Consider the following 23006-nt stretch of genomic DNA (forward strand, 5'->3'; position numbering starts at 1 on the left):
TTCAAGGGGGTGCGCCAACGGCGCGGGGATGAGGTGGAATGCGCGGACTGCAGATGCATCAGCATCTGCGGTCACATTGGGCGCGCAGCTCCGTCATGGGACACAATCCCCGCAGGAGAGCCGCCGCCATGACGACGTTCGCCGCATTGATCGACCAGACCCTGGAACGCGAACTGCCCGCTGCCGCCAGCGGTTGCCAGCACGCCTACGGCCGCATCGTGCTGGCCTGCCAGAACACGGTCACCGCCATCGCGCTGGCCATCACCCGCGACCGCCAGGCCAGCGAGGACATTGCCCAGGAAGCCTTTGTGAAGGGCTGGCAGCAGCTGCACCAGCTGCGCAGCGCGACCAGCTTCCTGCCGTGGCTGCGGCAGATCACCCGCAACCTGGCCCGCGACTGGCTGCGTGCACAACGTGGCCGGCCGCTGACCGGCGAGGCGGCCGAAGTGGCGCTGGGCATGGCCGCCGACCCGTCGCCGGACGCAGCCGACCGCCTGCAGCGGGTGGAGGAAGAGATCGCCGCCGAGGACATCATTTCCGCGTTACCGGCCGACAGCCGCGAAGTGCTGTTGCTGTACTACCGCGAAGGCCAGCGCTCGCAGCAGGTGGCCGACCTGCTCGGGCTCAGCGATGCGGCCGTGCGCAAGCGCCTGTCGCGCGCCCGTGCCTTGGTCCGCGACGGCCTGCTGCAGCGCTTCGGTGAGTTCGCACGCAGCAGCGCGCCGAGCGCTGCATTCGCCACAGCCGTGGTGTCGATGGTACTGGTGGCCGCGCCCGGCACCGCCAGTGCCGCGATCCTGCTCAGCACCGGCGTCGGCGTGGGCGGCAGCAAGCTGGGCCTGGGCGGCGTCAGTGCCGCAGGCGGCGCAGCCATGGGTTCACTGACGGCCGCCGCCAGCCAGCTGCACCTGATACCCGCCAGCAACTGGGCCGCCGTTGCCGGGGGCGTCGTCGGTGGCATCATCGGCAGCTATCTGGGGGGCCGCTTCCTGCTGCGCTTCGCAGACACCCCGCAGGAACGGGCGGCCGTGCGACGGTTCGTGCACCTCAATACGTTCACTGCGATGGTCGTCTGCACCAGCCTGTTGGTTTCGCTGATGCTGCAGGTGCCGCTGTGGCTGCAACTTGCCATTCTCGTCATCGGCCTGGGTACGGTGAACTACCAGTGCCTGGTGCCGCTGCAGCGCGTGATGGCCCCCATGATCGCGCGTGATTCGGCGCGGCGCGGCCGCAGCGGAACCAACTGGCAATACGAATCCGTCTACGGGCGCACCGGCATCATCGGCGCGAACGTCTTCGTGATCGCCCTGGTGGTGTATGCATTGATGCGCAGCGGAAACGTATAACGGACAACGCCGGCAGTCTGCCGGCGTTGTCATCATTCACTGCGTCGACCCTCAGCGCTGCGGCGCCGGTGCGCCACCGTCGCGCGGACCGCCATGGCGCGGGCCACCGTGCATCGGGCCCTTGGCGGCGTCGAACTCGGCCTTGCTCAGCTGGCCGTCCTTGTTGGTGTCGGCTGCAGCGAACCAGGCATCACGATGCTGCTTCATGCGCAGCTCGCGGTCGGCCTTGTCCAGATAGCCGTCCTTGTTCAGATCAAGCTGGTCGAAGCGCGCGGCCAGGCGCGGATCGGCCTTGGCTTCCTCGCGACTGATGCGACCGTCCTTGTTGACGTCCAGCTTGGCCCAGCGCTCACCGCCGTGGCCACGGCTGCCATGCTTCCAGCGCGGCAGCTCATCGCGCGAGAGCTTGCCGTCCTTGTTTTTGTCCAGCTCGTCGAACTTCGCGGCCAGGCGCGGGTTGGCAGCGGCTTCGCCGCGGTCGATGACGCCGTCGCCGTTGGTGTCCAGCTTGGCCGGACGCTGCGCGGGCGTGGTCGGGGTGTCGGCAGCGAGCGCGATACCGGAAGCGGAGGTGCCGAGCAGCAGGGCCAGCAGCAGGGGGGTACGGATCATGAGGTCACTCCTGGGGATGGGAACAGCGTCGGGGTGATCACTTCACCCTCGGGGGACAACAACGCCCGGGCGCGACATCGGTTGACGCCGCTGCCGGTTCCATTCATCCGGCGGACAGTCGCCGCCACTGCGACAACCTGGGGCTATGCTGTGCCCATGGCGATGCATGGCGACAGAGACGACGAACTGCGACTTTTCCAGACCGGCGAGCACCCCTGCGGGTACTGGTCGGACCGGGTGGCACGCGACCTGGTGCTGGACCCGAACGACCGCCGCCTCGGCGCCCTCTATCCGCTGGCACTGAGCTGGGGCTTCCGCCGCAGCGGCGACCTGGTCTACCGGCCGCACTGCGCGCACTGCCAGGCCTGCGTGGCAGTGCGCATCCCCGTGGCCCGCTTCGCCCCGGACCGCAGCCAGCGCCGTTGTGCCGCCCGCAATGACGACCTGGAGGTGCGGATCACCGCCGCCACCGCCCGTGACGACCTGTTCGCGCTGTACCACCGTTATCTCACCCACCGCCACGCCAACGGCGGCATGGACGACCATGGCCCGCACGAGTTCGAGCAGTTCCTGATCGGCAGCTGGTCGCACACCCGTTTCATGGAAATGCGCCTGCCCGGCCACGACGGCCAGCCCAGCCAACTGCTGGGGGTGGCGGTGACCGACGTCACCGAGCACGGCCTGTCGGCGGTCTACACGTTCTTCGACCCGGACCACGCCGCGCGCGGGCTGGGCACCTTCGCGATCCTGCAGCAGATTGAATGGGCGCGCCGCGAGGGCCTGCCACACGTGTACCTAGGCTACTGGATCCGCGGCCACCAGAAGATGGACTACAAGCGCCGCTTCCATCCGCTGGAGGCCTACGATGGCCGCCGCTGGCACGATTTCGACAACGAACTGGACGGGCGCTGACAAACCGCTGACACCGGGCCGGGTGCAGAATAGGGGGATGAACGCCAAACCCCTGATCCTCGCCCTGGCCCTGCTCTGCGGCGCCACCGCCCCCGCCTTCGCCACGTCCCCCGCGATGACCGAAAAGCCGTCCACAGCACTGCGCCTGGCCACCTACAACACCTCGCTGTACTCCGACGACGCCGGTGGCCTGATCAAGGAGCTGGAAGGCGACAGCGAGCACGCGCGCAAGATCGCCGCGGTACTGCAGCAGGTGCGCCCGGACCTGGTGCTGCTGAACGAGTTCGACTTCGACGACGCCCATCGCGCCGCCGACCTGTTCCAGAAGCGCTACCTGGAAGTGGCCCAGCCCGGCGGCGGCAAGCCGCTGCACTTCGCCTACCGCTATCTGGCCCCGGTCAATACCGGCGTGCCCAGTGGCCTGGACCTGGACAACAACGGCGTGGTCGGCGGCGAAGGCCGCAGCCGCGGCAACGATGCGTGGGGCTACGGCCTGCACCCGGGCCAGTACGGCATGCTGGTGCTGTCGCGCTACCCGATCGATGAAGCCAAGGTGCGCAGCTTCCAGCTGTTGAAGTGGAGCGCGATGCCCGGCGCGATCCGTCCGGTTGACCCGCGCACCGGCAAGAGCTTCTACAACGACCACGCGTGGTCGCAGCTGCGGCTGTCGTCGAAGTCGCATTGGGACGTGCCGGTGAAGACCCCGGCCGGCGTGGTCCACGCGCTGGTTTCGCACCCGACCCCGCCGGTGTTCGACGGCCCGGAAAAGCGCAACGCCGCGCGCAACCACGACGAGCTGCGCCTGTGGCAGGAATACCTGTCCAAGGGTGACAAGCCGTGGCTGTGCGACGACAAGGGCCAGTGCGGCGGCCTGGCGCAGGACGCGCGCTTCGTGATCCTCGGCGACCTCAACAACGACCCGGTCGATGGCGATGGCCGCCATGAGGCGATCGTCGAGCTGATCGAGAATGCCCGCGTGCTGCGCTACCCCACCCCGCGCAGCATCGGCGGCGAGCAGACCAGCCTGGCCTATGCGGCCAAGGGCATCGAGCGCAAGGGCGCGCCGTTCCACGCCACCGGCGATTTCGGCCCGAAGTCCGGCACCATGCGCCTGGACTACGTACTGCCCTCGACCGGTTTCGAGTACATCGGCAGCGGCATCTTCTGGCCGGCCAATGAAAGCCCGGAGGCGAAGATCGCCGACGGCAGCGACCACCACCTGGTGTGGGTGGATGTGAAGTAATAAAAAGGGGACGGAGGGGATTAAGTCGTTTGTGCCACAAACGACTTAATCCCCTCCGTCCCCTTTTTTGCTTTACGGGCGCAGTTCGACGCCGATGGCGTCGGCGGCATCACGCGAGATGGCGCGTGCTTCGTCGATCGTTTCAGCGCGCGCCAGGGTCACGCCCACGCGGCGATGGCCGTGCACGCTCGGCTTGCCGAACAGGCGCACGGCGGTGTCCGGCACCTGCAGGGCGGCGGCGACGTTGTTGAAGTACGGCACGCCCTCGCCGTGCGCCAGCAGCGCGCACGAGGCCGACGAGCCGCTCTGGCGGATCACCGGAATCGGCAGGCCGAGGATGGCGCGCGCGTGCAGCGCGAACTCGCTCAGCTCCTGCGATACCAGCGTCACCAGGCCAGTGTCGTGCGGGCGCGGCGACACTTCGCTGAACCACACTTCGTCGCCCTTCACGAACAGCTCGACACCGAACAGGCCCCAGCCACCGAGGTCGTCGGTGATCGCGCGCGAGATCTCTTCCGCGCGCGCCAGTGCCGCGCTCGACATCGGCTGCGGCTGCCAGCTTTCGCGATAGTCGCCGTCCTTCTGCAGGTGGCCGATCGGTGCGCAGAACGAGGTGCCGCCGGCGTGGCGCACGGTCAGCAGGGTGATCTCGTAATCGAAATCGATGAAACCTTCGACGATGCAGCGGCCCGCACCGGCGCGGCCACCGGTCTGCGCGTAGTCCCACGCCGGGGCGATGTCCGCCTCGCTGCGCAGGGTGCTCTGGCCCTTGCCCGAGGAGGACATCACCGGCTTGACCACGCACGGCAGGCCGATGGCGGCCACGGCGGCGCGGTATTCGGCCTCGGTATCGACGAAGCGGTACGGCGAGGTCGGCAGGCCCAGGGTCTCGGCGGCCAGGCGGCGGATGCCTTCGCGGTCCATGGTCAGGCGTGCAGCACGCGCGGTCGGGATCACCCGCAGGCCCTGCTCCTGTTCCAGCTGGACCAGGGTCTCGGTGTGGATGGCCTCGATCTCCGGCACTACCAGGTGCGGCTGCTCCTGGGCGATCAGCGCGCGCAGGGCCATCGCGTCCAGCATGTCGATCACGTGCGAGCGGTGTGCGACCTGCATCGCCGGGGCGTCGGCGTAACGGTCGGCGGCGATCACTTCCACGCCCAGCCGCTGCAGCTCGATGGCCACCTCCTTGCCGAGTTCGCCCGAGCCCAGCAGCAGCACGCGGGTGGCGGAGGGGGACAACGGAGTTCCAAGCTTGGCCATGGCAGTTCCAGCAGCGATGTGAAGGCGGGTGGGCATTCTAGCTGGCCGGGCACCCGGGTCATGGCATCCGACGAACGGTAGTCGACAAGTGATATCACTTTGATATCTTCACTTCGAACCCTCAAGGACGTACCGCCATGAAAGAGAAGTCGCTTGCCTCCCTCAACGGCCTCGGCACCCTGGCCGGATCCCTGCTGGCTGCGCTGGCCGGCGGCGCGCTGTTCGTGCTGGGGGTGGCGGCCAAGGCCAGCACCGGCTCGCCCAACCTGCTGCTGATGCTGGCCGGCGTGCTGGTGGTCGCTGCCGCGGTCTTCATCCTGGCCGGCCTGTACACCATCCAGCCCAACCAGGCGGCCGTGCTGAGCCTGTTCGGCAAGTACGTCGGCACCGTCAAGGACAACGGCCTGCGCTGGAACAACCCCTTCTACGCCAAGCGCCGGGTCAGCCAGCGCGTGCGCAACTTCGAGAGCGGCAAGCTGAAGGTCAACGAGCTGGACGGCAGCCCAATCGAGATCGCCGCGGTAATCGTCTGGCAGGTGATCGACGCCTCCGAAGCGGTCTACAACGTGGACGACTACGAGAGCTTCGTGCACATCCAGTCCGAATCCGCGCTGCGTGCGATGGCCACCAGCTATCCCTACGACCAGCACGAGGACGGCCAGCTGGCGCTGCGCAGCCATGCCAGCGAGATCTCCCAGCACCTGAAGAACGAGCTGGCCGAGCGCCTGGCCGATGCCGGCGTGCAGGTGATCGACGCGCGCATCAGCCACCTGGCCTACGCCGCTGAAATCGCCCAGGCGATGCTGCAGCGGCAGCAGGCCAACGCCGTGATCGCTGCACGCACGCGCATCGTGGCCGGTGCGGTCGGCATGGTCGAAATGGCCCTGGCCGAACTGCAGAAGAACGGCGTGGTTGAGCTGGACGAGGAACGCAAGGCGCACATGGTCAGCAACCTGCTGACCGTGCTGTGCTCGGACCGCGGCACCCAGCCGATCGTCAACGCCGGTTCGCTGTACTGAACCACCCTCGCAACGGGGCGCCCCACCGCCCCGCCAGGAGTTTTCATGAGTGAGAAGAAAGCCTATCCGCTGCGCATCAACGCCGAGGTCCTGGCCGCGGCGCAGCGCTGGGCCGACGACGAGCTGCGCAGCCTCAACGCGCAGATCGAATACGTGCTGCGCGACGCCCTGCGCAGGGCAGGACGCCTGCCGAAACCCACGCCATCGCCAGAGGACAAGGAATGAGCACGCGCTGGAGTTACCAGACGATCGAAGTGAAGACCACGATGATGGGCACCCTGAAGGCCGAGGACATCCAGAGTGAACTGACCCGCCAGGGCCAGCTTGGCTGGGAACTGGTCAACGTCATCATCCCGGCCCCGATGCGCCCGGCGATGCTGGTGTTCAAGAAGGAGGCCTGAACCATGGGCGGCAGCGACCCCAAACCCTTTGACGTGGCCGAGAGCTCGCCGCTGCGCGTGCTCTGGATCGTGCTGCCGCTGCTGGCTGCCTTCGTGGCCTGCCTGTACGCGCAGCTGTACAAGGCACCGGCAAGCGCACCCTGGATCGAAGTAACGCTGTCGCCGCCCTGGTTCCGGATGGGCGGCAGTGCGGCATGGAGCCTGATCGTCATCGCTGTACTCGCTGTCGGGCTGGGAGCCGCATTCTTCCGCCGCCGCGTGGCGCTGGCCGGCAACGTGCTGGACGTGCGCTCGACGATGTATCGGCGGCGCGTGCCAGTGGCGCAGCTGCGGCTGGACCAGGCCGAGGTGGTCGACCTGCAGCGTGACCGCCGCTACGGCATCCGTGTCAAAACCAATGGCTATTCAATGCCGGGCTTCTACTCGGGCCACTTCCGCCTGCAGGGCGGCGGCAAGGGCTTCGCCCTGGTCACCGACCGTGCGCGCGTCCTCGCCCTGCCGGTCAGTGATGGCAGCACGCTGCTGCTCAGCGTGGACCGGCCGCAGGCGCTGCTCGATGCACTGCGCAAGGTGGCCGCGTCGGCGCCACGGCAGTAAGCTGCGGCGATGCAACGACGCGCCCCCCTGCTGATCAATACCGAGGCCATCGAGCTGTGGCCCGCCCACCTGCTGCGTGCACGCAGCAACCTGGATGCACGCCTGCTGTCGCAGGCGCACTGGGTGCTGCGGCGCAAGCGCGATGGCCGCTACCTGGCGGCGGTACTGGCGCAGGGTGTGCACGCCATGGTGCCGCGCCTGCCACGCGAGCCCGGGGTCGAGGAAGCTCTGGCGCTGCTGGATGCCGCGGCAGCGCGGCCGTTCGGCGCCGGACTGGAAGATCAATGGCTGCCGCTGGCCGGGTTGCAGCAGCGCCTGCAGCAGCTTGGCCTGGATGCACAGCGCTACGCAGACGGCAGCGGCTTGCCGCTGGAATCCGAACCGTGCCTGCTGCACTTCGCCGGTCGCGACCGCTTCGCACGCCCGTTGTGGCTGCGCCGTGGCGCCGCGCAGGGCTGGCGGCGGATGCGACTGCACGCGGCACAGGACGGAATTGCGCTGGACGCGATCTCCGGCTTCCGCAGTCATGCCTACCAGCTGGGCATCTTCGAACGGAAACTGGCGCGCGGCTTGAGCGTGGTAGAGATCCTGAAGGTGAATGCCGCACCGGGGTTCAGCGAACACCACAGCGGCCACGCGCTGGACATTGGTACGCCCGGCGATGCTCCCGCCAAAGAGACCTTCGAAACCACCGACGCGTTCGCGTGGCTGCAGGCACATGCGGGCGGGCATGGCTTCCAGCTGAGCTACCCGCGCGACAACCCGCACGGCATCGTCTACGAACCCTGGCACTGGTGCTGGAAACCGGCCAACGGCTGAGCCCCTCGTGGCGAAAGCCTGGAGCGGTCAGCGCATGGCCGCGGGCGGGATGGAATTATTCCGCGTGCGTCCGCCACGGAATGGAACAAGAGAGCAAAAGCAGGAGCGGATCGCTTCGCTCGAAGCCGAGCATGGCTCGGCTCTACAGAAGCTGACGGCGCAGCGGTGTCGTGCTTGGTCGCTCTCCGCTACCGTTACCGCCTCAACGCATTGATCGCCAGCAACACCCATCCGGCCATCATGCTGGTGCCACCAATCGGCGCCATCCGCGTCGGCCACTGCCACAACGCACCGCCCACCAGGCTGCCGGAAAACAGCAGCACTCCCAGCAGCAGCACGTACAGCGCCAGGTGCGCGATCGCTCCCTGCGCGCGCGGTCCGAGCGCCACCAGTACCGCACCATGCGCGAACGCATACAGCGCCGCCATGTTCAGATGCTGCTGCGCCAGCGGGTCGGCCACACCGTGCGAGGCATAGGCCGACAGGCCGATCGAGGCCGCGGCCAGCAGCGCACCCAGGCAGGCCAGCAGCGAAGGCTTACGTGCGCGACGTTCGAGATTGAACATGTGGGCTCCTTGCGCAGCGCCCTTGCCGGGCGCCAGATGAAAAAAAACGCGCCGCAATGAGCGGCGCGTTTTCGTATCCAACACTACATGGGTCAGCCGAGGCTTACTTGACGGCCCAGTAGATGTCGTAGGTCGCTTCCGGGGTGAACGACTTGTCCAGGCCGTCCTTCCAGGTTTCATACGGGCGATCGATCACTTCCGAACCGTTGGTCACAGCCCATGCACGCAGGCCGTTGCGGGCCACGTCCAGACCCGCCATGTGGCCGGTGTAGGCCGCATGCGCCGAACGGTGCGGAGCCACGTGCACGTACTTGACCGGAGCGCCACCGTCGATCTTGACGGTCAGCTCTTCAGCGGTAGCACCTTCAGCACCCTTCTTCTTCACCGGCTGGGCGATGTCGAAGGCGTACTTCTCCTGACCGAAATCGGTGGTGATGATGCGGAACGGACCGGCGGCTTCAAGGCCATTGGCCTCCATCACGCGCTTGATCCACTCCTGGTTGTCCTTGATGGACTTGGTGATCGTGTCCTGACCGCGGTCCACGTTACCGGCATTGACGACCAGCAGGTCTTCAGCCGGCACATCGACGATGGCCAGATCGGTCAGCGGGGCTTCCGGGGTGCGGTAGTCCACGTTCGGGACGCTGGCCAGCATGTTGGCCATACGCGACAGACCCATCTTGATGTCGTCGCCGATCTGGCGGCTGACATACAGGCCTGCGTAACGGCCGAACAGGTCGAAGCCGTACTTCACCGAGTAGTCCTGGGTGATCTTGACGTTGCGGCCACCCTTGCCGGTCGGCTCCAGCGTGAAGGTGGTGATCTTGTCGTGACCCTTGGTGGCGTCATCGATGGCGATCGCAACACGCTTGTTCTCTTCGGCTTCGGTGATCTTCCAGGAACCGGTGCCCAGGTCCTTGGAGGTGAAGTCGAGAGTGGCACCGACGCCGGAGGCCGGGCCGGACAGCTTCAGTTCAACGGCGGGATCGCGCAGTACCAGCGGGTTCCAGTCCTTGAAGCGGCGCAGGCTGCTGACCGTGTCGTACACGATCGTCATCTTGCGGTTGGTCTCGATGCTTTCGGTGATGTGACGCTCGCCCGGCAGACATACGCCAATGATGACGAACAGGCCAGCCACGATCCCCAAGGCGATCAGGAACTCGATAATACGGGTCATTCAGAGAGTCTCCGGGGCCGATCCCACGGCCGGGTTGATTGAAGCGAAGCGCCAATCCTAGCAGGCTTCGCGGGCATTGTTTATCGGGATTGGCGCACCGGTTTCCCTGCCGGCTGCGTATTTGTATGGACAAAGAATTCGAAGGGTACCGCATACCGATACCCGTGAAGTAGGGGGCAACCCCACCCGAGGGCCATGCCTGGGCCTCAAGTCATTGTCCTGAAAAGGTTTTCCTCAGACCAGCTGAAGCTCGAACGCCTTCAGTACGGCACGCGTACGGTCGCGCACGCCCAGCTTGGACAGGATGTTGGACACGTGGTTCTTGATGGTGCCTTCGGCCACACCCAGCGAATTGGCGATCTCCTTGTTGGAGAAGCCACTGGCCATCAGGCGCAGGATCTCGGTCTCGCGGTCGGTCAACGGGTCCGGCCGGTCAAGGCTGACGAACTCGTTGCGCATGTGCTCCAGGCCGGACAGCAGGCGCTGGGTCACGGCCGGCTGCACCAGCGAACCGCCTTCGGCCACGGTGCGGATGGCACCGACCAGCTGCGCCAGGGTCACGTCCTTGAGCAGGTAGCCCTTGGCACCGGCCTTGAGCCCGGCCAGCACCAGCTGGTCGTCGTCGAAGGTGGTGAGGATGATGGTCGGCGGCAGCTGCTCCTGGCGCGACAGCACCTGCAGCGCCTCCAGCCCGGACATCACCGGCATGCGCATGTCCATCAGCACCACGTCGGGACGCACCTGCGGTATCAGCTCGACCGCCTGCCGGCCATCGCCGGCCTCGGCCACCACCTCGATACCGTCGTCGAGCGCCAGCAGGGAGCGGATTCCCTGCCGCACCAGGGTTTGGTCGTCGACCAGGCAGACGCGAATCATCAACGCACTCCTTCAGGAACCTTGGTAAGGGCGGCCACCAGCACCGTTGCCGGCACCGTCGCCCGCAACCGGAAGCCTTCACCGGGCCGGGTCTCGACCTGCAGCTGGCCACCACATTGTTGCAGGCGCTCGCGCATGCCGCGCAAGCCATTGCCCACATTGAGCATTTCCGCACCGACGCCATCGTCGCGGGCCTCCACCACCACCCGATCGGGGGCTTCACGGTACACCCGTATCCACAGATGGCGTGCACCGGCGTGGCGCACCGTGTTGGTGATGATCTCCTGGGTGCAGCGCAGCAATACGTGGGCCCGCTGCGGGTCTTCCACGTTCAGCGGATCCTCGATCTCCAGCTGGATGTCCAGCGAGGGCACGTTCTCGGTCAGCGGCCGCAGTGCGGCAGCCAGGTCGATGGCGCCGGTCTCGCGCAGCTGGCTGACCACCTCGCGCACGTTGCCCAGCAGCAGCTTGGCCAGTGCGTGGGAACGCTTCACGTGCTCCAGCGCCTTGCCCTCGGCCAGGTGACCGGCCACTTCCAGGTTCAGGGTCAGCGCAGTCAGCTGATGCCCCAGGAGGTCGTGCAGCTCACGCGAAATGCGCGTGCGCTCGTTGACCCGGGCACTTTCGGCCAGCAGGGCGCGGGTCGCACGCAGCTCGGCATTCAGGCGGCGCTGCTCCTCGCGCGCCTCGGCCTGGCGGCGGGCCACCAGCGCGATCACGAACACGAAGCTGGAGAACCCCATGTATCCCACCGCCTGCAGCACAGCGATGGCCGGCGGAAAGCCCAGTGGCTGGATGTAGACCGGCAGCACGGCAAGGTTGCTGGCAACCAGCCAGACCACGCCGATACGCGGCCCCAGCAACCAGGGCAGCAGGCCGGCCACCACCATCAACAGGATGCTGCCCAGTGCGGTGCCGGAGAAATAGCTCACGCCGATCGCACAGGCAGTCAGCAGGATCAACGCGGCATGGTCGAAGATGCCGGGACGGCTCTCGCCCAGCGAACGGGTCAGTACCCAGTAGACAACGCCGAAGGCGAGGTAGGCCGAGGCCCAGGGGATGATCCGGAAACCAACGTCGCCATCCAGGTTCTCCAGGGTCAGCGAGGCCGGGTCGATCAGGTAGATCGCAAGCCATAGGCCGACGGTGCCCCAGGTGAACAACCCGGAGTAGCGCAGCATCGCATTGTGGTTCAGTCGGGCCAGCATGACCCATCGTAGCCCGTGCGCGCCCGCTCCCAAGCGCCGAAAGTCATGCCCGGGCATATCCCCTGTTCATGCCGCAGCCCACCCCGGGCATGCAATAATCGTGCGCAGGGTCCAATTTGACGGACCAACCGCGTTACCCCACGGAGTCACAATGTCGATTGTCATCCGCGACGTGCGCGAGCACGAGCTCGATTCCGTCCTGGCTTTGAACAACAACGCTGGCCTGGCCATCCTTCCCCTGGATGCGGCCCGCCTGCGCCTGTTCTACGAAACCGCTGAGTATTTCCGCGTCGCCGAGCGCGACGGCAACCTGGCCGGTTTCCTGATCGGCTTCGGCAGCGACAGCCAGCACGACAGCAGCAACTTCGCCTGGTTCAAGCAGCAGCTTGACACCCCGTTCTTCTATATCGACCGCATCGTGGTCGCCAGCCGCCGTCGTGGCGGTGGCGTCGGCCGTGCGTTCTATGCCGACGCGCAGAGCTTCGCCGAGCTGCGCTACCCGCAGATGACCTGCGAAGTCTTCCTCGACCATGGCGCCGATGCCGCCCTGCTCTTCCACGGCAGCTTCGGCTTCCGCGAGCTGGGCCAGAACACCATGCCGCAGGTCGATGTGCGCGCCAGCATGCTGGCCAAGGAACTGTGCAGCTACCCGTGGGTCCAGGAGACCTACGGCGGCAAGCTGCCGGATGTGGCATGGACACGTGCCCGGCAGCTGCCGGCGCAGGCACAGCGGCCGACGGGGACCTGAGCGTGGCGGTGAATTTCGATTACGAACAGGCCGGTGAACTGAAGATCGGCCAGGTGGGCATCGCCAACCTGCGCATCCGTACCCTTGATGTCGAACGCCTCGTGCAGGAAATGCGCGAACGCGTCACCCGTGCGCCGAAACTGTTCGGCCGCGCCGCGGTGATCCTCGACTTCGGCGGCCTGAGCCACGTGCCGGACGTGGCCACCGCGCAGGCGCTGGTCGATGGCCTGCGCAGTGCCGGCGTGCTGCCGGTGGCGCTGGCCTATGGCACCAGCGCGGTCGACCTGCTCTCGCAACAGCTCGGGCTGCCCCTGCTGGCCAAATTCCGCGCCCAGTACGAGCGTGCCGAGGCCGAGCCGGCTCCGCCGCCGCCCGCGCCGGAACCGCGTCGCGCGGCCCGTGCCGAACCGAAGCCGGCGCCGGCCACGCCGGTGGCCAAGGTCGCCGACGCCGCCGCACCGCAGCCGGGCCGCATGCAGCTGGGCAACGTGCGTTCGGGCCAGCAGCTGTACGCTGAGAACTGCGACCTGACCGTGATGGCCACCGTCGGTGCCGGCGCCGAAGTCATCGCCGACGGCAGCATCCATATCTACGGCACCCTGCGCGGCCGCGCGCTGGCAGGGGCCCAGGGCAACACCGCGGCACGCATTTTCTGCCGTGATTTCCATGCGGAACTGGTGGCCATTGCAGGCCACTACAAGGTACTGGACGATGTCCCGGACAACCTGCGCGGCAAAGCCGTGCAGGTGTGGCTGGAACAGGACCAGATCAAGATCGCTGCGCTGGACTGACGCAGCTCCAAACTCATGCAGAACCAGGAGAAGTCCTTTGGCTGAAATCATCGTAGTCACCTCCGGCAAGGGCGGCGTCGGCAAGACCACTTCCAGCGCGAGCCTGGCCTGCGGCCTGGCACGGCGCGGCAAGAAGGTGGCGGTGATCGACTTCGACGTCGGCCTGCGCAACCTCGACCTGATCATGGGCTGCGAACGCCGCGTGGTGTACGACTTCGTCAACGTCGTGCACGGCGAAGCGACCCTCAAGCAGGCCCTGATCAAGGACAAGCGCTTCGAGAACCTGTACGTGCTGGCCGCCTCGCAGACCCGCGACAAGGACGCACTGACCCAGGAAGGCGTGGGCAAGGTCCTGAAGGACCTGGCCGCCGACGGTTTCGATTACATCATCTGCGACTCCCCGGCCGGCATCGAGAAGGGCGCCTTCCTGGCGATGTACTTCGCCGACCGCGCCGTGGTGGTGGTAAACCCGGAAGTGTCGTCGGTGCGCGACTCGGACCGCATCATCGGCCTGCTCGATTCGAAGACCCACAAGGCCGAGTCCGGCCAGGACGTGCCGGCCTTCCTGCTGCTGACCCGCTACACGCCGCTGCGCGTGGAAAGTGGCGAGATGCTCAGCATCGCCGACGTCGAGGAAGTGCTAGGCCTGAAGGCGATTGGCGTGATCCCCGAGTCGGGTGACGTGCTCAACGCCTCCAACAAGGGCGAGCCGGTCATCCTGGATGTCGAGTCCGCTGCCGGCCAGGCCTACGACGACGCCGTCGCGCGCATCCTCGGCGAAGAACGCCCGATGCGCTTCACCAACGTCGAGAAGAAGGGCTTCTTCAGCAAGCTGTTCGGAGGGTAAGCATGGGCCTGTTTGATTTCCTCAAAGCGAAGAAGACCACCGCCGAAACCGCCAAGAACCGCCTGCAGATCATCATCGCGCAGGAACGCAGCAACCGTGGCGGCCCCGATTACCTGCCGCTGCTGCAGCGTGAGCTGCTGGAAGTGATCAAGAAGTACGTGAACATCGACGTCGATGCGGTGAAGGTCGACCTGGTGAAGGATGGCCAGCACGACGTGCTGGACATCTCCGTGGCGCTGCCTGAAGGCCCGGACAAACCCTGATCCCCCGCCCCGCCCGTGCCTGCATGGGCGGGGCTGCCCGACCCGCATGACCGATACGACAACCGCCGTGGACATCACCTGCGTGGGCGACATCGCCTTCGCCGATGCGCAGCGCCTGCTCGCCGCGCATGGGCTGCGGCTGCACCACGTCGCGGCTGGTGAACCCATTCCCGGCAGCTACTGGGGCGAGCCCGAGGCCGGCATCATCGCCAGCAACGTGTACGTGCGCGACGACACGCCCGTACATTCGATGCTGCACGAAGCCTGCCACCTGATCGTGCTGCCGCCGGAGCGGCGTGCGCAGGTGCACACCGACGCCACCGACTCGGTGGCCGAGGAAGATGCCACTTGCTACCTGCAGATCGTGCTGGCCGGGCAGCTGCCGGGTGTTGGCAGTGCGCGGCTGATGGCCGACATGGATGCCTGGGGGTATACGTATCGGCTGGGGTCTACCAAGGCGTGGTTTGAACAGGACGCCGAGGATGCGCGGGCGTGGTTGATCGAACGCGGGTTGCTGCAGGCGGCGTAACCGCCATCCACACATGGCGTGGATCTACTGTAGAGCCGAGCCCATGCTCGGCTGCTCTTCGCTGTTACGAGCGCGAATGCAAAGCCAAAAGCAGCCGAGCATGGGCTCGGCTCTACAGGATCACCCCTGCCCGGCCAGCACGCGCAGGGTAATGCCGACGATGTAGGCCAGGTACGTGCCGGTGGCATAGCCCATCGTGCCCAGCAGCACGCCCACCGGCGCCAGCGCCGGATGGAACGCGGCCGCCACTACCGGCGCCGAGGCCGGGCCGCCGATGTTCGATTGCGAACCGATCGCGAAATAGAAGAACGGCACCTTCAGCAGCTTGCCCAGGCACCACAGCAGCACGATGTGCACGGCAATCCAGATCAGGCCGAGCAGGAACAGCCACGGGCGATCCAGCAGCGCCAGCAGATCCATCTGCATGCCGATGCAGGCGATCAGGAAATACAGCAGCAGCGAGCCCAGCCGCGAGGCGCCCGCCCCTTCCAGGGTACGTGCACGGGTGAAGCTCAGGCTCAGGCCCAGCGAGGTCGACAGCACCACCACCCACACGAACGGCGCATCCAGGCTGAACTGCGAAGCCCAGCTGACGTTGGCCTTGAACCACGCCGCCAGCGGCGCGCCGATGGCGTGCGACAGGCCCACGCCACCGAAGGCCACCGCCACGATCAGCATCAGGTCGGTCAGGCTGGGAATACGCTCGTGCTCGGCCTGGAAGCGCGCGATGCGCTCCTTCAGTTCATCGATGGCCGACGTATCGGCGCCGCTGCGCGCATCAATCTTCGCTGCGCGCCCGGCCAGGAAGATCAGTGCCGCCATCCATACATAACCCACGCCGACATCGACCACCGCGAACTGGCCGAAGGTGGTTGCGTTGACGTCGAACACTTCGCGCATCGCCAGCATGTTGGCACCGCCGCCGATCCAGCTGCCCGCCAGGGCGGCCATGCCGGCCCAGGTGTCACCGGCCACGGTTTCCGGATGCACCGCGCGCATCAACAGGAAGGCCACCACCGCACCCAGCATGATGCTGGCCGAGGCGCCCAGGTACATCAGCACCAGCTTCGGGCCCAGCCGCAGGATGCCCTTGATGTCCACCGCCAGGGTCAGCAGGATCAGCGCTGCCGGCAGCAGGATGTCGCGTGCGATCGGGTTGTAGAGCTTGGTGTTCTGGCCATCGATGAGGCCGACGGTGTTGTAGATGCCGGGAATCAGGTAGCACAGCAGCAGCGCTGGCACGAACGTGTAGAAGCGCTTCCACAGGCCCTGCTCGCGCGAGGCGGTCCAGAACACGGCGCCGAGGGTGGCGGCGATCAAACCGAAGACGACGATGTCGTTCTGGATCATGCAGGTGCTCGTGTAGAGCCGAGCCATGCTCGGCTGCTGTTGGCGAAGGTGTGCCGACCAACGGTCGGCACCCACCGGCGGGAACATCGGCACCCACCGGCGAAAACAAAAGCGCCGCCCCGGAGGGCGGCGCTGCAGCCATCAGTTGCCGATGTGCTGCTTCAGCCAGGCATTGACGGTGTCATGCCACAGGATGCTGTTGTTCGGCTTCAGCACCCAGTGGTTCTCATCCGGGAAGTACAGGAACTTCGATTCGATGCCCTGGCGCTGGGCGGCGGTGAACGCGGCCAGGCCCTGCTCGACCGGAATGCGGAAGTCCTGCTGGCCGTGGATGACCAGGATCGGCTTCTTCCAGTCCGCCACGTGGTTGACAGGGTTGAACTTCTCGTAGTTCGCGGCCTTCTGATACGGCGTACCGCCCTGCTCCCACTCGGTGAACCACAGCTCTTCGGTGGCGTAGCCCATCATGCGCTGGTCGAACACGCCGTCATGGTTGACCAGGCACTTGAACGGGCTGTTCCAGTTGCCGGCAATCCAGTTGACCATGAAGCCGCCGTAGCTGGCGCCCAGCGCACAGGCCTTGTCACCGTTGAGGAAGGAATACTTCTTCAGCGCCGCGTCCCAGCCCTTCTGCAGGTCTTCCAGCGGGCGGTCGCCCCAGTGCTGGCTGATCGCATCGGTGAAGGCCTGGCCATAGCCGGTGGAACCATGGAAATCGATCATCACCACCGCGTAGCCCTGGCCCGCGTAGGTCTGCGGGTTCCAGCGGTAGCTCCAGCCGTTGCCGAAGCTGCCCTGCGGGCCGCCGTGGATCAGGAACGCGACCGGGTAGGACTTGCCTTCCTGGTAGTTGTGCGGCTTGACCACGTAGCCGTGCACGGTGTCGTTGTTCCAGCCCTTGAACTCGAACTGCTCGTAGTCGCCGAAGGACACGTCCTTCAGCACGTCGCCAGCGGCCGGGGTCAGCGCGCGCAGTTCGCCGATGGCTTCGCCCGCGGCCGGCAGCAGGCCGACCAGCACCTGGTCGTTGCTCTTCAGGCTGTTGCGGGTGATGGCCACGCTGTTGCCGGCCACGTCGACAGCAGTAACGCTGCCATCGCCAATCAGCTTGGTGGCCTTGCCGCTGGCCACGTCGATCTGGAACAGCGGGTGTTCGCCGAGGTCATCGGCGGTGGTGTAGATGCTGGCGCCGTCGGCGGACAGGGCGATGCCGCCAGCCGAACGATCCCACTGCGGGGCGATCTCGCGCGTCTTGCCGCTGGCAACGTCCATCGCCATCAGGCCGAAGCGATCGGCTTCGGAGCCCGGGCGCTTCATCGCACGGTAGAACAGGGTCTTGCCGTCGGCGCTGAACACCGGGCCGGCATCCCAGGCCGGGTTGGACGCGGTCAGGTTGACCGGTGCCTGCTTGCCCGCAGCGTCGAAGCGGTACAGGTCGAAGTTGGTCGACCACGGCTCCTGCTTGCCGGCCACGCGGATGCTGGCCACCACGCTGGCACCATCCGGCGACCACGCGAAATCGTCATTGCCACCGAACGGCTTGGACGGCGCGTCGCCATCGATGGTCGCGCTCAGCGCCGAAGCGCCCTTGACCGCGCCGGCTTTGGCTGCCGGCAGCGGCGCCACGAACAGGGTGTTGCGGCGGCCGTCGTTCCAGGTATCCCAGTGGCGCACGAACAGCGAATCGAAGACCTTGCCGCTGGCCTTGGCGCCGGCTACATCCTTCAGCTTCTTTTCGGTGCAGGCCAGGTCCGAGGCGCAGGCCTGGAACACGCCGGCGCTGAACAGCACGCGGTCGTCCTGCGGCGACACGTGGTAGCTGTCCACGTCCACCGGGAAGTCGGTCAGCTGGCGCGGAGCACCGCCGCTGATCGGCTGCGCGTACAGCTGCTGGCTGCCGTTCTTGGCGCTGAGGAAGTACACGGTCTGGCCATCGGCCGACAGCGAAGCGGAATTGACACTCCAGCCAGCCGGGGTGATCTGCTTCGGCGGCGCCGCATCGCGGGTGCGCAGGTTGCGTGCGAACAGCGCGGTGGAGGCCTTCAGGTTGGCGTCCACGCTGCGCTTGGCGAACACCACGGTGCCGCCGTCAGCGGTCAGTACCGGCGCGGAGACGCGGTCCATGGCCACCATGTCGCGGACTTCCAGGCCACGGGCAGCGGCAACGCTGGGCAGGGCGGCCAGCAGGCTCAGTGGCAGCAGGGAATGACGCAGTTTCATCGGGGTCTCCGCAGGACGGCAAAAAACCGATGTTAGGCCCGTGCGGCCGGGGCTGCCAAGGCCATCGGTCATGCCTGCGGGCGGGCAATCGCCAGAAACAGCAAACCGCGCCGTAGCGCGGTTTGCGGTAGTGCCGGCCGCGGGCCGGCAATCAGGGGTATCACGGGATTCCGGTATTGCCGGCCAGCGGCCGGCACACCCCGTCCCTTACGCCTTGGTGTACTTGCCCGTGCGGTAGATCAGCCAGCCGACCAGGAACAGCACGGCCAGGCCGATCCACTGTGCGCCCGGCAGGTGGAACGGCACGGCCAGCACGTCGGCACGGCTGCTGACCACGATCGGAATCGCGATGGCGATGCCCATCAGCGCCTCGCCGGTGATCAGGCCGGCAGCGAACAGCACGCCCGGCTTGTGCACGCGGTCACGGCCTTCTTCGTCATCGGCGCGCACCTTGTGGAAGCGCTCCACCAGGTGGGCAATCAGGCCACCGAGGAAGATCGGCACCATCAGTTCCAGCGGCAGGTAGATACCGATGGCGGCGGCCAGCACCGGCACGCGGAAGCGTGCGTTGCGCGACTTCAACCAGCTGTCGAAGGCGATGATGGCGGCGCCGACCACGGCACCGATGCCGATGAAGGTCCACGGCAGTTCGCCACCGAACAGGCCCTTGGCCACCGAGGCCATCAGGTTGGCCTGCGGTGCAGCCAGCGCGTTCGGGTGCAGCTCGGACTTCACGCCGATGCCGTAGGCGGTAGCCAGCAGGTTCAGCACCGGGGCCATGATCAGTGCGCACGAGAACGCACCGATGCCCAGCATCAACTGCTGCTTCCACGGGGTGGCGCCGACGATGTAGCCGGCCTTGAGGTCCTGCAGGTTGTCACCGCCGACCGCCGCAGCACAGCACACCACCGCGCCGATCATGATCGCAGCCACCGCACCCAGCGGCGCACCGCCGGCACCGACCGGCTTGAGGCCATCGGCGCCCAGCAGCACGACCAGCACGGCCGAGGCGAACAGGATGGTGGAGATGGTGATGCCCGAGACCGGGTTGTTGGACGAACCGATCAGGCCGGCCAGGTAGGCCGAGACCGACACGAACAGGAAGCCGGCGACGATCATGATGATGGTCATCGGGATCGACACGTGCCACTGGCCGACGATGGCCTGGTACAGGGCCAGCAGCGGCAGCACGAAGACCACCAGGGCCACCAGCATCCACTTCATCGGCAGGTCGCGCTCGGTGTGCGCCAGCACCGGGCCACCGCTCTTGCGGGCGGCGGCAAAGCCGCTCTTGACGCCGTTGAGCAGCGACTTGCGCAGCGAGATCAGGGTCCAGATGCCGCCGATCAGCATCGCGCCGACACCCAGGTAGCGCATCTTCGCGCCCCAGATGGCAAACGCGGCTTCGGTGGACGAAGCGGTGGCGACCGACGCGGCCAGTGCCGGATCGGTGTTCATGAAGAACGCCTGGTAGATCGGGATGGCGATGTGCCAGGTCAGGATCGAGCCGGACACCACCACGATGCCGACGTTGAGGCCGACGATGTAGCCCACGCCCAGCAGTGCCGGCGACAGGTTGGTGCCGATGAAGGCGGTAACCTTGGAGCTGCCGACGTAGGCCGAGGTGGCCCAGGCATCGGGAATCAGGCGCATGCCGCTTTCCGCGGCCAGCTTGACGAAGGCACCGATCACCGCCGACAGGCCGAGGATCTTCAGGCCCGGACCCGGGTTCTCACCGGCCTTGAGCACTTCGGCCGCAGCCTTGCCTTCCGGGAACGGAAGCGGGTCTTCGACGATCATCGAACGGCGCAGCGGCACCGAGAACAGAACGCCCAGCAGGCCGCCAAGGCCGGCGATGCCCAGCACCCACCAGTACTTGAAGTCCGGCCAGTAGCCCATGATCACCAACGCCGGGATGGTGAAGATCACACCGGCGGCGATTGACGAGCCGGCCGAGGCGCCGGTCTGCACGATGTTGTTCTCGAGGATGGAGCCACCGCCCAGCAGGCGCAGCACGCCCATGGAAATCACCGCGGCGGGAATGGCGGTGGCGATGGTCAGGCCTGCGAACAGACCGAGGTAGGCGTTTGCGGCCGACAGCACCACCGCCAGCACGATGGCCAGGGCCACTGCGCGGAAGGTGAGCTGCTTGGGCGCAGCGTCGTGGTTCATGGAAGCCCCTGCTGGCAAAAAATCCCGATCACGCTAGCGTTCAGGGGGCGGCAAGTCCAGTGCGCATGGTCACCGCCGGACATGGCCCAACGCCCTCCCCGACCCGCTCGGCAACGCCAACCGACCGATCCGGCAAGGCCCGGCAACACCTGCCGCAAAAAGGGGACGGAGGGGATTAAGTCGCATTTGTCATAAGCGCCGTGATCCGGCCCATCCCCTTCTATAATCGCGCCCTTTCCGCTGTCCCCGCCGTCGATGACCGTTGCCGCTCCTGCTTCCGACGATTTCCTGGGCCATCCCAAGGGCGTCTATGTCTGCTTCTTCACCGAAATGTGGGAGCGCTTCTCCTTCTACGGCATGAAGGCGCTGCTGCTGCTGTACCTCACCAAATACCACCTGTTCGGCGACAAGGCCGGCCTGGACCTGCTCGGTGCCTATGGCGGCCTGGTGTACTGCATCCCGGTGTTCGGCGGCATGCTGGCCGACCGCTGGCTGGGCATGCGCCGGGCGGTGCTGTTCGGCGGCATCCTGCTGGTGCTCGGCCACCTTGGCATGGCCTTCGAAGGCCACGCCGCGTACCGGGTGAACGGCGAAGTGGTGCGCGACACCTCGGCACTGGCGGTGACCTACCTGTCGCTGGCGCTGATCATCATGGGCGTCGGCTTCCTCAAGCCGAACATCTCCACCATCGTCGGCAAGCTGTACGCCAAGGATGACCCGCGCCGCGATTCGGGCTTCTCGCTGTTCTACGCCGGCATCAACCTCGGTGCGCTGTTCTCTTCGCTGGTGTGCGGCTTCCTCGGCGAGGCCTACGGCTGGAAGTACGGTTTCGGTGCAGCCGGTATCGGCATGCTGGCCGGCCTGGCGATGTTCCTGTGGGGCCAGAAATACCTGCAGGGCCACGCCGAGCCGCCGCAACCGGCGGCGCTGAAGCAGAAGGTGCTGGGCCTGCCGCGCGAATGGTTCATTTATCTGTGCGCGGTGCTCGGTGTGCTGCCGGTCGCGTGGCTGATGTGGGCGGCCGGCAACGGCGCGTTCGCGCTGGGCGGTGAAATCAGCCTGGCGCTGATGCTGATGCTGGTGGTGCTGGGCGGCGTGCTGGTCTGGTTCGCCTGGTTCACCGGCAGCAAGTGCACACCGGTGCAGCGCCAGCAGATGATCGCGCTGATGGTGCTGATCTTCATGGCGCTGGTGTTCTTCACCATGTACGAGCAGTCCTACGGCTCGTGGGTGACCTTCACCGACCGCCTGCTGACCAAGGACATCGTGCCCTCGCTGGTGATCACCGGCGGTACCCCGCTGCCATGGTCGATCATCTCGCTGCTGCTGGCACCGCTGGGCTTCGTGGTCAGCGCGCGCCTGTCCGAGCGGCGCCCCGGTTCGGCTGCGCCGCGCACGTTCTTCGCCGCCATCGTCGTGCTGATGCTGGTGCTGCTGGTGCGCGACTGCCTGGTGATCCCGCAGACCGCCGGCTCGCTGACCTATCTGGGCGGCCTGTTCCTGGTGCTGCTGGCACCGGCCTTCGCCGCACTGTGGACGTGGATGGACCGCCGCGGCTGGGAACCGGGCAAGCCGGTCAAATCGGCCTGGGGTCTGGTGATCGGCGCGCTGTCGTTCGTGCCGCTGGCACTGGCCGCACAGCAGGTCGGCGCTACCGGCGAGATGGCCAGTGTGTGGTGGCTGGTGCTGGCCTACTTCCTGCTGGCCAGTGGCGAGATGTGCTTGTCACCGGTCGGCCTGTCGGCGGTCACCCAGTTGGCCGTGCCGCGGGTGATGAGCCTGATGATGGGCACCTGGTTCCTGGCCACCGCCTTCTCGGAGACGCTGGCCGCGCTGTTCGGCAAGCTGGCCGCGATCGAGGTGCCAGAAGGCGAATCGCTGGACATGGTGGCCGCCGCCGGTGCCTATGCGCACCTGTTCTGGCTGCTGATGTGGATCGGCCTGGGCTGTGCGCTGGCCGCCTTCATTGCCGCGCCGCTGCTGAAGAAGATGATGCACGGGGTCAAGTAAGCCCGGTGCAGGCAAAATCCGGGGCGGCGGATCGATCATC

23 protein-coding genes are annotated in these 23006 nt (G+C 66.7%); 14 read left to right on the plus strand and 9 right to left on the minus strand.

Translation table 11 applies throughout. From position 1 onward, the window contains the following. Window positions 1-128 precede the first annotated feature (128 nt). Entirely contained in the window at window positions 129-1346 is a 1218-nt protein-coding gene (locus AC13FN_RS02075; protein ID WP_401741704.1) for an RNA polymerase sigma factor, read from the plus strand. 51 nt (window positions 1347-1397) lie between these two features. Here AC13FN_RS02075 and AC13FN_RS02080 read toward each other — a convergent pair whose 3' ends face one another. Next, the gene (locus AC13FN_RS02080) at window positions 1398-1958 is read right to left on the minus strand and encodes an EF-hand domain-containing protein (protein ID WP_049434615.1); all 561 of its coding nucleotides are present in this window, start codon (window positions 1956-1958) and stop codon (window positions 1398-1400) included. 156 nt (window positions 1959-2114) lie between these two features. Between AC13FN_RS02080 and AC13FN_RS02085 the strand changes: the two genes are divergently transcribed. Both AC13FN_RS02085 and AC13FN_RS02090 read left to right on the plus strand, forming a co-directional pair. Then, the gene (locus AC13FN_RS02085) at window positions 2115-2870 is read left to right on the plus strand and encodes an arginyltransferase (RefSeq protein WP_049434612.1); all 756 of its coding nucleotides are present in this window, start codon (window positions 2115-2117) and stop codon (window positions 2868-2870) included. A gap of 37 nt (window positions 2871-2907) precedes the next feature. Then, window positions 2908-4113, plus strand: a complete 1206-nt coding sequence (locus AC13FN_RS02090; protein ID WP_482984260.1) for an endonuclease/exonuclease/phosphatase family protein — start codon at window positions 2908-2910, stop codon at window positions 4111-4113. Between the two features lie 72 nt (window positions 4114-4185). On the opposite strand, the gene purT is transcribed toward AC13FN_RS02090, so the two are convergent. Further along, the gene (gene purT, locus AC13FN_RS02095; protein ID WP_217015425.1) at window positions 4186-5373 is read right to left on the minus strand and encodes a formate-dependent phosphoribosylglycinamide formyltransferase; all 1188 of its coding nucleotides are present in this window, start codon (window positions 5371-5373) and stop codon (window positions 4186-4188) included. Window positions 5374-5510: 137 nt separating this feature from the next. Between purT and AC13FN_RS02100 the strand changes: the two genes are divergently transcribed. From AC13FN_RS02100 to AC13FN_RS02120, 5 genes are read left to right on the plus strand one after another with little or no spacing between them, the layout of a single operon-like run. Continuing rightward, complete coding sequence (locus tag AC13FN_RS02100) at window positions 5511-6392, plus strand: SPFH domain-containing protein (RefSeq protein ID WP_049434609.1); 882 nt, start codon at window positions 5511-5513, stop codon at window positions 6390-6392. Window positions 6393-6437: 45 nt separating this feature from the next. Next, window positions 6438-6617: a type II toxin-antitoxin system antitoxin gene (locus AC13FN_RS02105; RefSeq protein WP_010483358.1), complete on the plus strand. Its 180-nt coding sequence runs from the start codon at window positions 6438-6440 to the stop codon at window positions 6615-6617. Beyond that, the gene (locus AC13FN_RS02110) at window positions 6614-6793 is read left to right on the plus strand and encodes a DUF4177 domain-containing protein (protein WP_010483360.1); all 180 of its coding nucleotides are present in this window, start codon (window positions 6614-6616) and stop codon (window positions 6791-6793) included. The genes AC13FN_RS02105 and AC13FN_RS02110 overlap by 4 nt, the downstream gene beginning before the upstream one ends. A 3-nt stretch (window positions 6794-6796) precedes the next feature. Next, a complete protein-coding gene (locus AC13FN_RS02115; protein ID WP_049434606.1) occupies window positions 6797-7390 on the plus strand; it encodes a PH domain-containing protein in 594 nt (197 codons plus the stop codon). Between the two features lie 9 nt (window positions 7391-7399). Further along, entirely contained in the window at window positions 7400-8209 is an 810-nt protein-coding gene (locus AC13FN_RS02120; RefSeq protein WP_482984259.1) for a M15 family metallopeptidase, read from the plus strand. A 194-nt stretch (window positions 8210-8403) separates the two neighbouring features. On the opposite strand, the gene AC13FN_RS02125 is transcribed toward AC13FN_RS02120, so the two are convergent. The 4 genes from AC13FN_RS02125 to AC13FN_RS02140 all read right to left on the minus strand — a co-directional run bounded on the left by AC13FN_RS02125 (window position 8404) and on the right by AC13FN_RS02140 (window position 12036). After that, window positions 8404-8775 carry a DUF423 domain-containing protein gene (locus AC13FN_RS02125; protein ID WP_019659313.1) on the minus strand — a complete coding sequence of 124 codons (372 nt, stop codon included), beginning with the start codon at window positions 8773-8775 and terminating at the stop codon, window positions 8404-8406. Window positions 8776-8878: 103 nt separating this feature from the next. Next, window positions 8879-9952, minus strand: coding sequence for a polyketide cyclase (locus AC13FN_RS02130; protein ID WP_049434602.1), 1074 nt, complete (start codon window positions 9950-9952; stop codon window positions 8879-8881). Between the two features lie 234 nt (window positions 9953-10186). Then, window positions 10187-10828: a response regulator gene (locus AC13FN_RS02135; protein ID WP_005408537.1), complete on the minus strand. Its 642-nt coding sequence runs from the start codon at window positions 10826-10828 to the stop codon at window positions 10187-10189. Beyond that, on the minus strand, window positions 10828-12036 hold the full coding sequence (locus AC13FN_RS02140; RefSeq protein ID WP_049434600.1) for a sensor histidine kinase: 1209 nt from the start codon (window positions 12034-12036) through the stop codon (window positions 10828-10830). The genes AC13FN_RS02135 and AC13FN_RS02140 overlap by 1 nt, the downstream gene beginning before the upstream one ends. 151 nt (window positions 12037-12187) lie before the next feature. On the opposite strand from AC13FN_RS02140, the gene AC13FN_RS02145 reads away from it, so the two are divergent. From AC13FN_RS02145 to AC13FN_RS02165, 5 genes are read left to right on the plus strand one after another with little or no spacing between them, the layout of a single operon-like run. Beyond that, window positions 12188-12784 (plus strand): GNAT family N-acetyltransferase, encoded by a 597-nt coding sequence (locus tag AC13FN_RS02145; protein ID WP_010483371.1) that lies wholly within the window; start codon window positions 12188-12190, stop codon window positions 12782-12784. Beyond that, window positions 12730-13575, plus strand: a complete 846-nt coding sequence (gene minC / locus AC13FN_RS02150) for a septum site-determining protein MinC (RefSeq protein WP_401741688.1) — start codon at window positions 12730-12732, stop codon at window positions 13573-13575. The genes AC13FN_RS02145 and minC overlap by 55 nt, the downstream gene beginning before the upstream one ends. 37 nt (window positions 13576-13612) lie before the next feature. Further along, window positions 13613-14422 carry a septum site-determining protein MinD gene (gene minD / locus AC13FN_RS02155; RefSeq protein WP_010483375.1) on the plus strand — a complete coding sequence of 270 codons (810 nt, stop codon included), beginning with the start codon at window positions 13613-13615 and terminating at the stop codon, window positions 14420-14422. 2 nt (window positions 14423-14424) lie between these two features. Continuing rightward, window positions 14425-14685, plus strand: coding sequence for a cell division topological specificity factor MinE (gene minE / locus AC13FN_RS02160; protein WP_004148073.1), 261 nt, complete (start codon window positions 14425-14427; stop codon window positions 14683-14685). Between the two features lie 46 nt (window positions 14686-14731). Then, entirely contained in the window at window positions 14732-15214 is a 483-nt protein-coding gene (locus tag AC13FN_RS02165; protein ID WP_049434596.1) for a hypothetical protein, read from the plus strand. A 120-nt stretch (window positions 15215-15334) separates the two neighbouring features. Here the strand turns inward: AC13FN_RS02165 and AC13FN_RS02170 are convergent, their stop codons facing one another. From AC13FN_RS02170 to AC13FN_RS02180, 3 genes are all read right to left on the minus strand, one after another. Next, entirely contained in the window at window positions 15335-16591 is a 1257-nt protein-coding gene (locus AC13FN_RS02170) for a DUF819 family protein (protein ID WP_482984258.1), read from the minus strand. Between the two features lie 114 nt (window positions 16592-16705). After that, window positions 16706-18784, minus strand: coding sequence for a S9 family peptidase (locus AC13FN_RS02175; RefSeq protein WP_482984257.1), 2079 nt, complete (start codon window positions 18782-18784; stop codon window positions 16706-16708). Window positions 18785-18991: 207 nt separating this feature from the next. Further along, complete coding sequence (locus tag AC13FN_RS02180) at window positions 18992-20956, minus strand: OPT family oligopeptide transporter (RefSeq protein WP_032127608.1); 1965 nt, start codon at window positions 20954-20956, stop codon at window positions 18992-18994. 255 nt (window positions 20957-21211) lie between these two features. Between AC13FN_RS02180 and AC13FN_RS02185 the strand changes: the two genes are divergently transcribed. Further along, on the plus strand, window positions 21212-22966 hold the full coding sequence (locus AC13FN_RS02185; RefSeq protein ID WP_197645980.1) for a peptide MFS transporter: 1755 nt from the start codon (window positions 21212-21214) through the stop codon (window positions 22964-22966). The last annotated feature ends 40 nt before the right edge of the window (window positions 22967-23006 follow it).

Source organism: Stenotrophomonas sp. 115C5 (assembly GCF_056861055.1).

Excerpts from the sequence above, each read along its gene's own strand:
- AC13FN_RS02125 (WP_019659313.1), bottom strand. The coding sequence starts at position 8,775 with ATGTTCAATCTCGAACGTCGCGCACGTAAGCCTTCGCTGCTGGCCTGC.
- AC13FN_RS02135 (WP_005408537.1), bottom strand. The coding sequence starts at position 10,828 with ATGATTCGCGTCTGCCTGGTCGACGACCAAACCCTGGTGCGGCAGGGA.
- AC13FN_RS02185 (WP_197645980.1), top strand. The coding sequence starts at position 21,212 with ATGACCGTTGCCGCTCCTGCTTCCGACGATTTCCTGGGCCATCCCAAG.
- AC13FN_RS02105 (WP_010483358.1), top strand. The coding sequence starts at position 6,438 with ATGAGTGAGAAGAAAGCCTATCCGCTGCGCATCAACGCCGAGGTCCTG.
- purT (WP_217015425.1), bottom strand. The coding sequence starts at position 5,373 with ATGGCCAAGCTTGGAACTCCGTTGTCCCCCTCCGCCACCCGCGTGCTG.
- AC13FN_RS02085 (WP_049434612.1), top strand. The coding sequence starts at position 2,115 with ATGGCGATGCATGGCGACAGAGACGACGAACTGCGACTTTTCCAGACC.
- AC13FN_RS02080 (WP_049434615.1), bottom strand. The coding sequence starts at position 1,958 with ATGATCCGTACCCCCCTGCTGCTGGCCCTGCTGCTCGGCACCTCCGCT.
- AC13FN_RS02145 (WP_010483371.1), top strand. The coding sequence starts at position 12,188 with ATGTCGATTGTCATCCGCGACGTGCGCGAGCACGAGCTCGATTCCGTC.
- AC13FN_RS02170 (WP_482984258.1), bottom strand. The coding sequence starts at position 16,591 with ATGGCTCGGCTCTACACGAGCACCTGCATGATCCAGAACGACATCGTC.
- AC13FN_RS02165 (WP_049434596.1), top strand. The coding sequence starts at position 14,732 with ATGACCGATACGACAACCGCCGTGGACATCACCTGCGTGGGCGACATC.
- AC13FN_RS02180 (WP_032127608.1), bottom strand. The coding sequence starts at position 20,956 with ATGAACCACGACGCTGCGCCCAAGCAGCTCACCTTCCGCGCAGTGGCC.
- minE (WP_004148073.1), top strand. The coding sequence starts at position 14,425 with ATGGGCCTGTTTGATTTCCTCAAAGCGAAGAAGACCACCGCCGAAACC.
- AC13FN_RS02120 (WP_482984259.1), top strand. The coding sequence starts at position 7,400 with ATGCAACGACGCGCCCCCCTGCTGATCAATACCGAGGCCATCGAGCTG.
- AC13FN_RS02110 (WP_010483360.1), top strand. The coding sequence starts at position 6,614 with ATGAGCACGCGCTGGAGTTACCAGACGATCGAAGTGAAGACCACGATG.
- AC13FN_RS02140 (WP_049434600.1), bottom strand. The coding sequence starts at position 12,036 with ATGCTGGCCCGACTGAACCACAATGCGATGCTGCGCTACTCCGGGTTG.
- AC13FN_RS02100 (WP_049434609.1), top strand. The coding sequence starts at position 5,511 with ATGAAAGAGAAGTCGCTTGCCTCCCTCAACGGCCTCGGCACCCTGGCC.
- AC13FN_RS02090 (WP_482984260.1), top strand. The coding sequence starts at position 2,908 with ATGAACGCCAAACCCCTGATCCTCGCCCTGGCCCTGCTCTGCGGCGCC.
- AC13FN_RS02075 (WP_401741704.1), top strand. The coding sequence starts at position 129 with ATGACGACGTTCGCCGCATTGATCGACCAGACCCTGGAACGCGAACTG.
- minC (WP_401741688.1), top strand. The coding sequence starts at position 12,730 with ATGGACACGTGCCCGGCAGCTGCCGGCGCAGGCACAGCGGCCGACGGG.
- AC13FN_RS02115 (WP_049434606.1), top strand. The coding sequence starts at position 6,797 with ATGGGCGGCAGCGACCCCAAACCCTTTGACGTGGCCGAGAGCTCGCCG.
- AC13FN_RS02130 (WP_049434602.1), bottom strand. The coding sequence starts at position 9,952 with ATGACCCGTATTATCGAGTTCCTGATCGCCTTGGGGATCGTGGCTGGC.
- AC13FN_RS02175 (WP_482984257.1), bottom strand. The coding sequence starts at position 18,784 with ATGAAACTGCGTCATTCCCTGCTGCCACTGAGCCTGCTGGCCGCCCTG.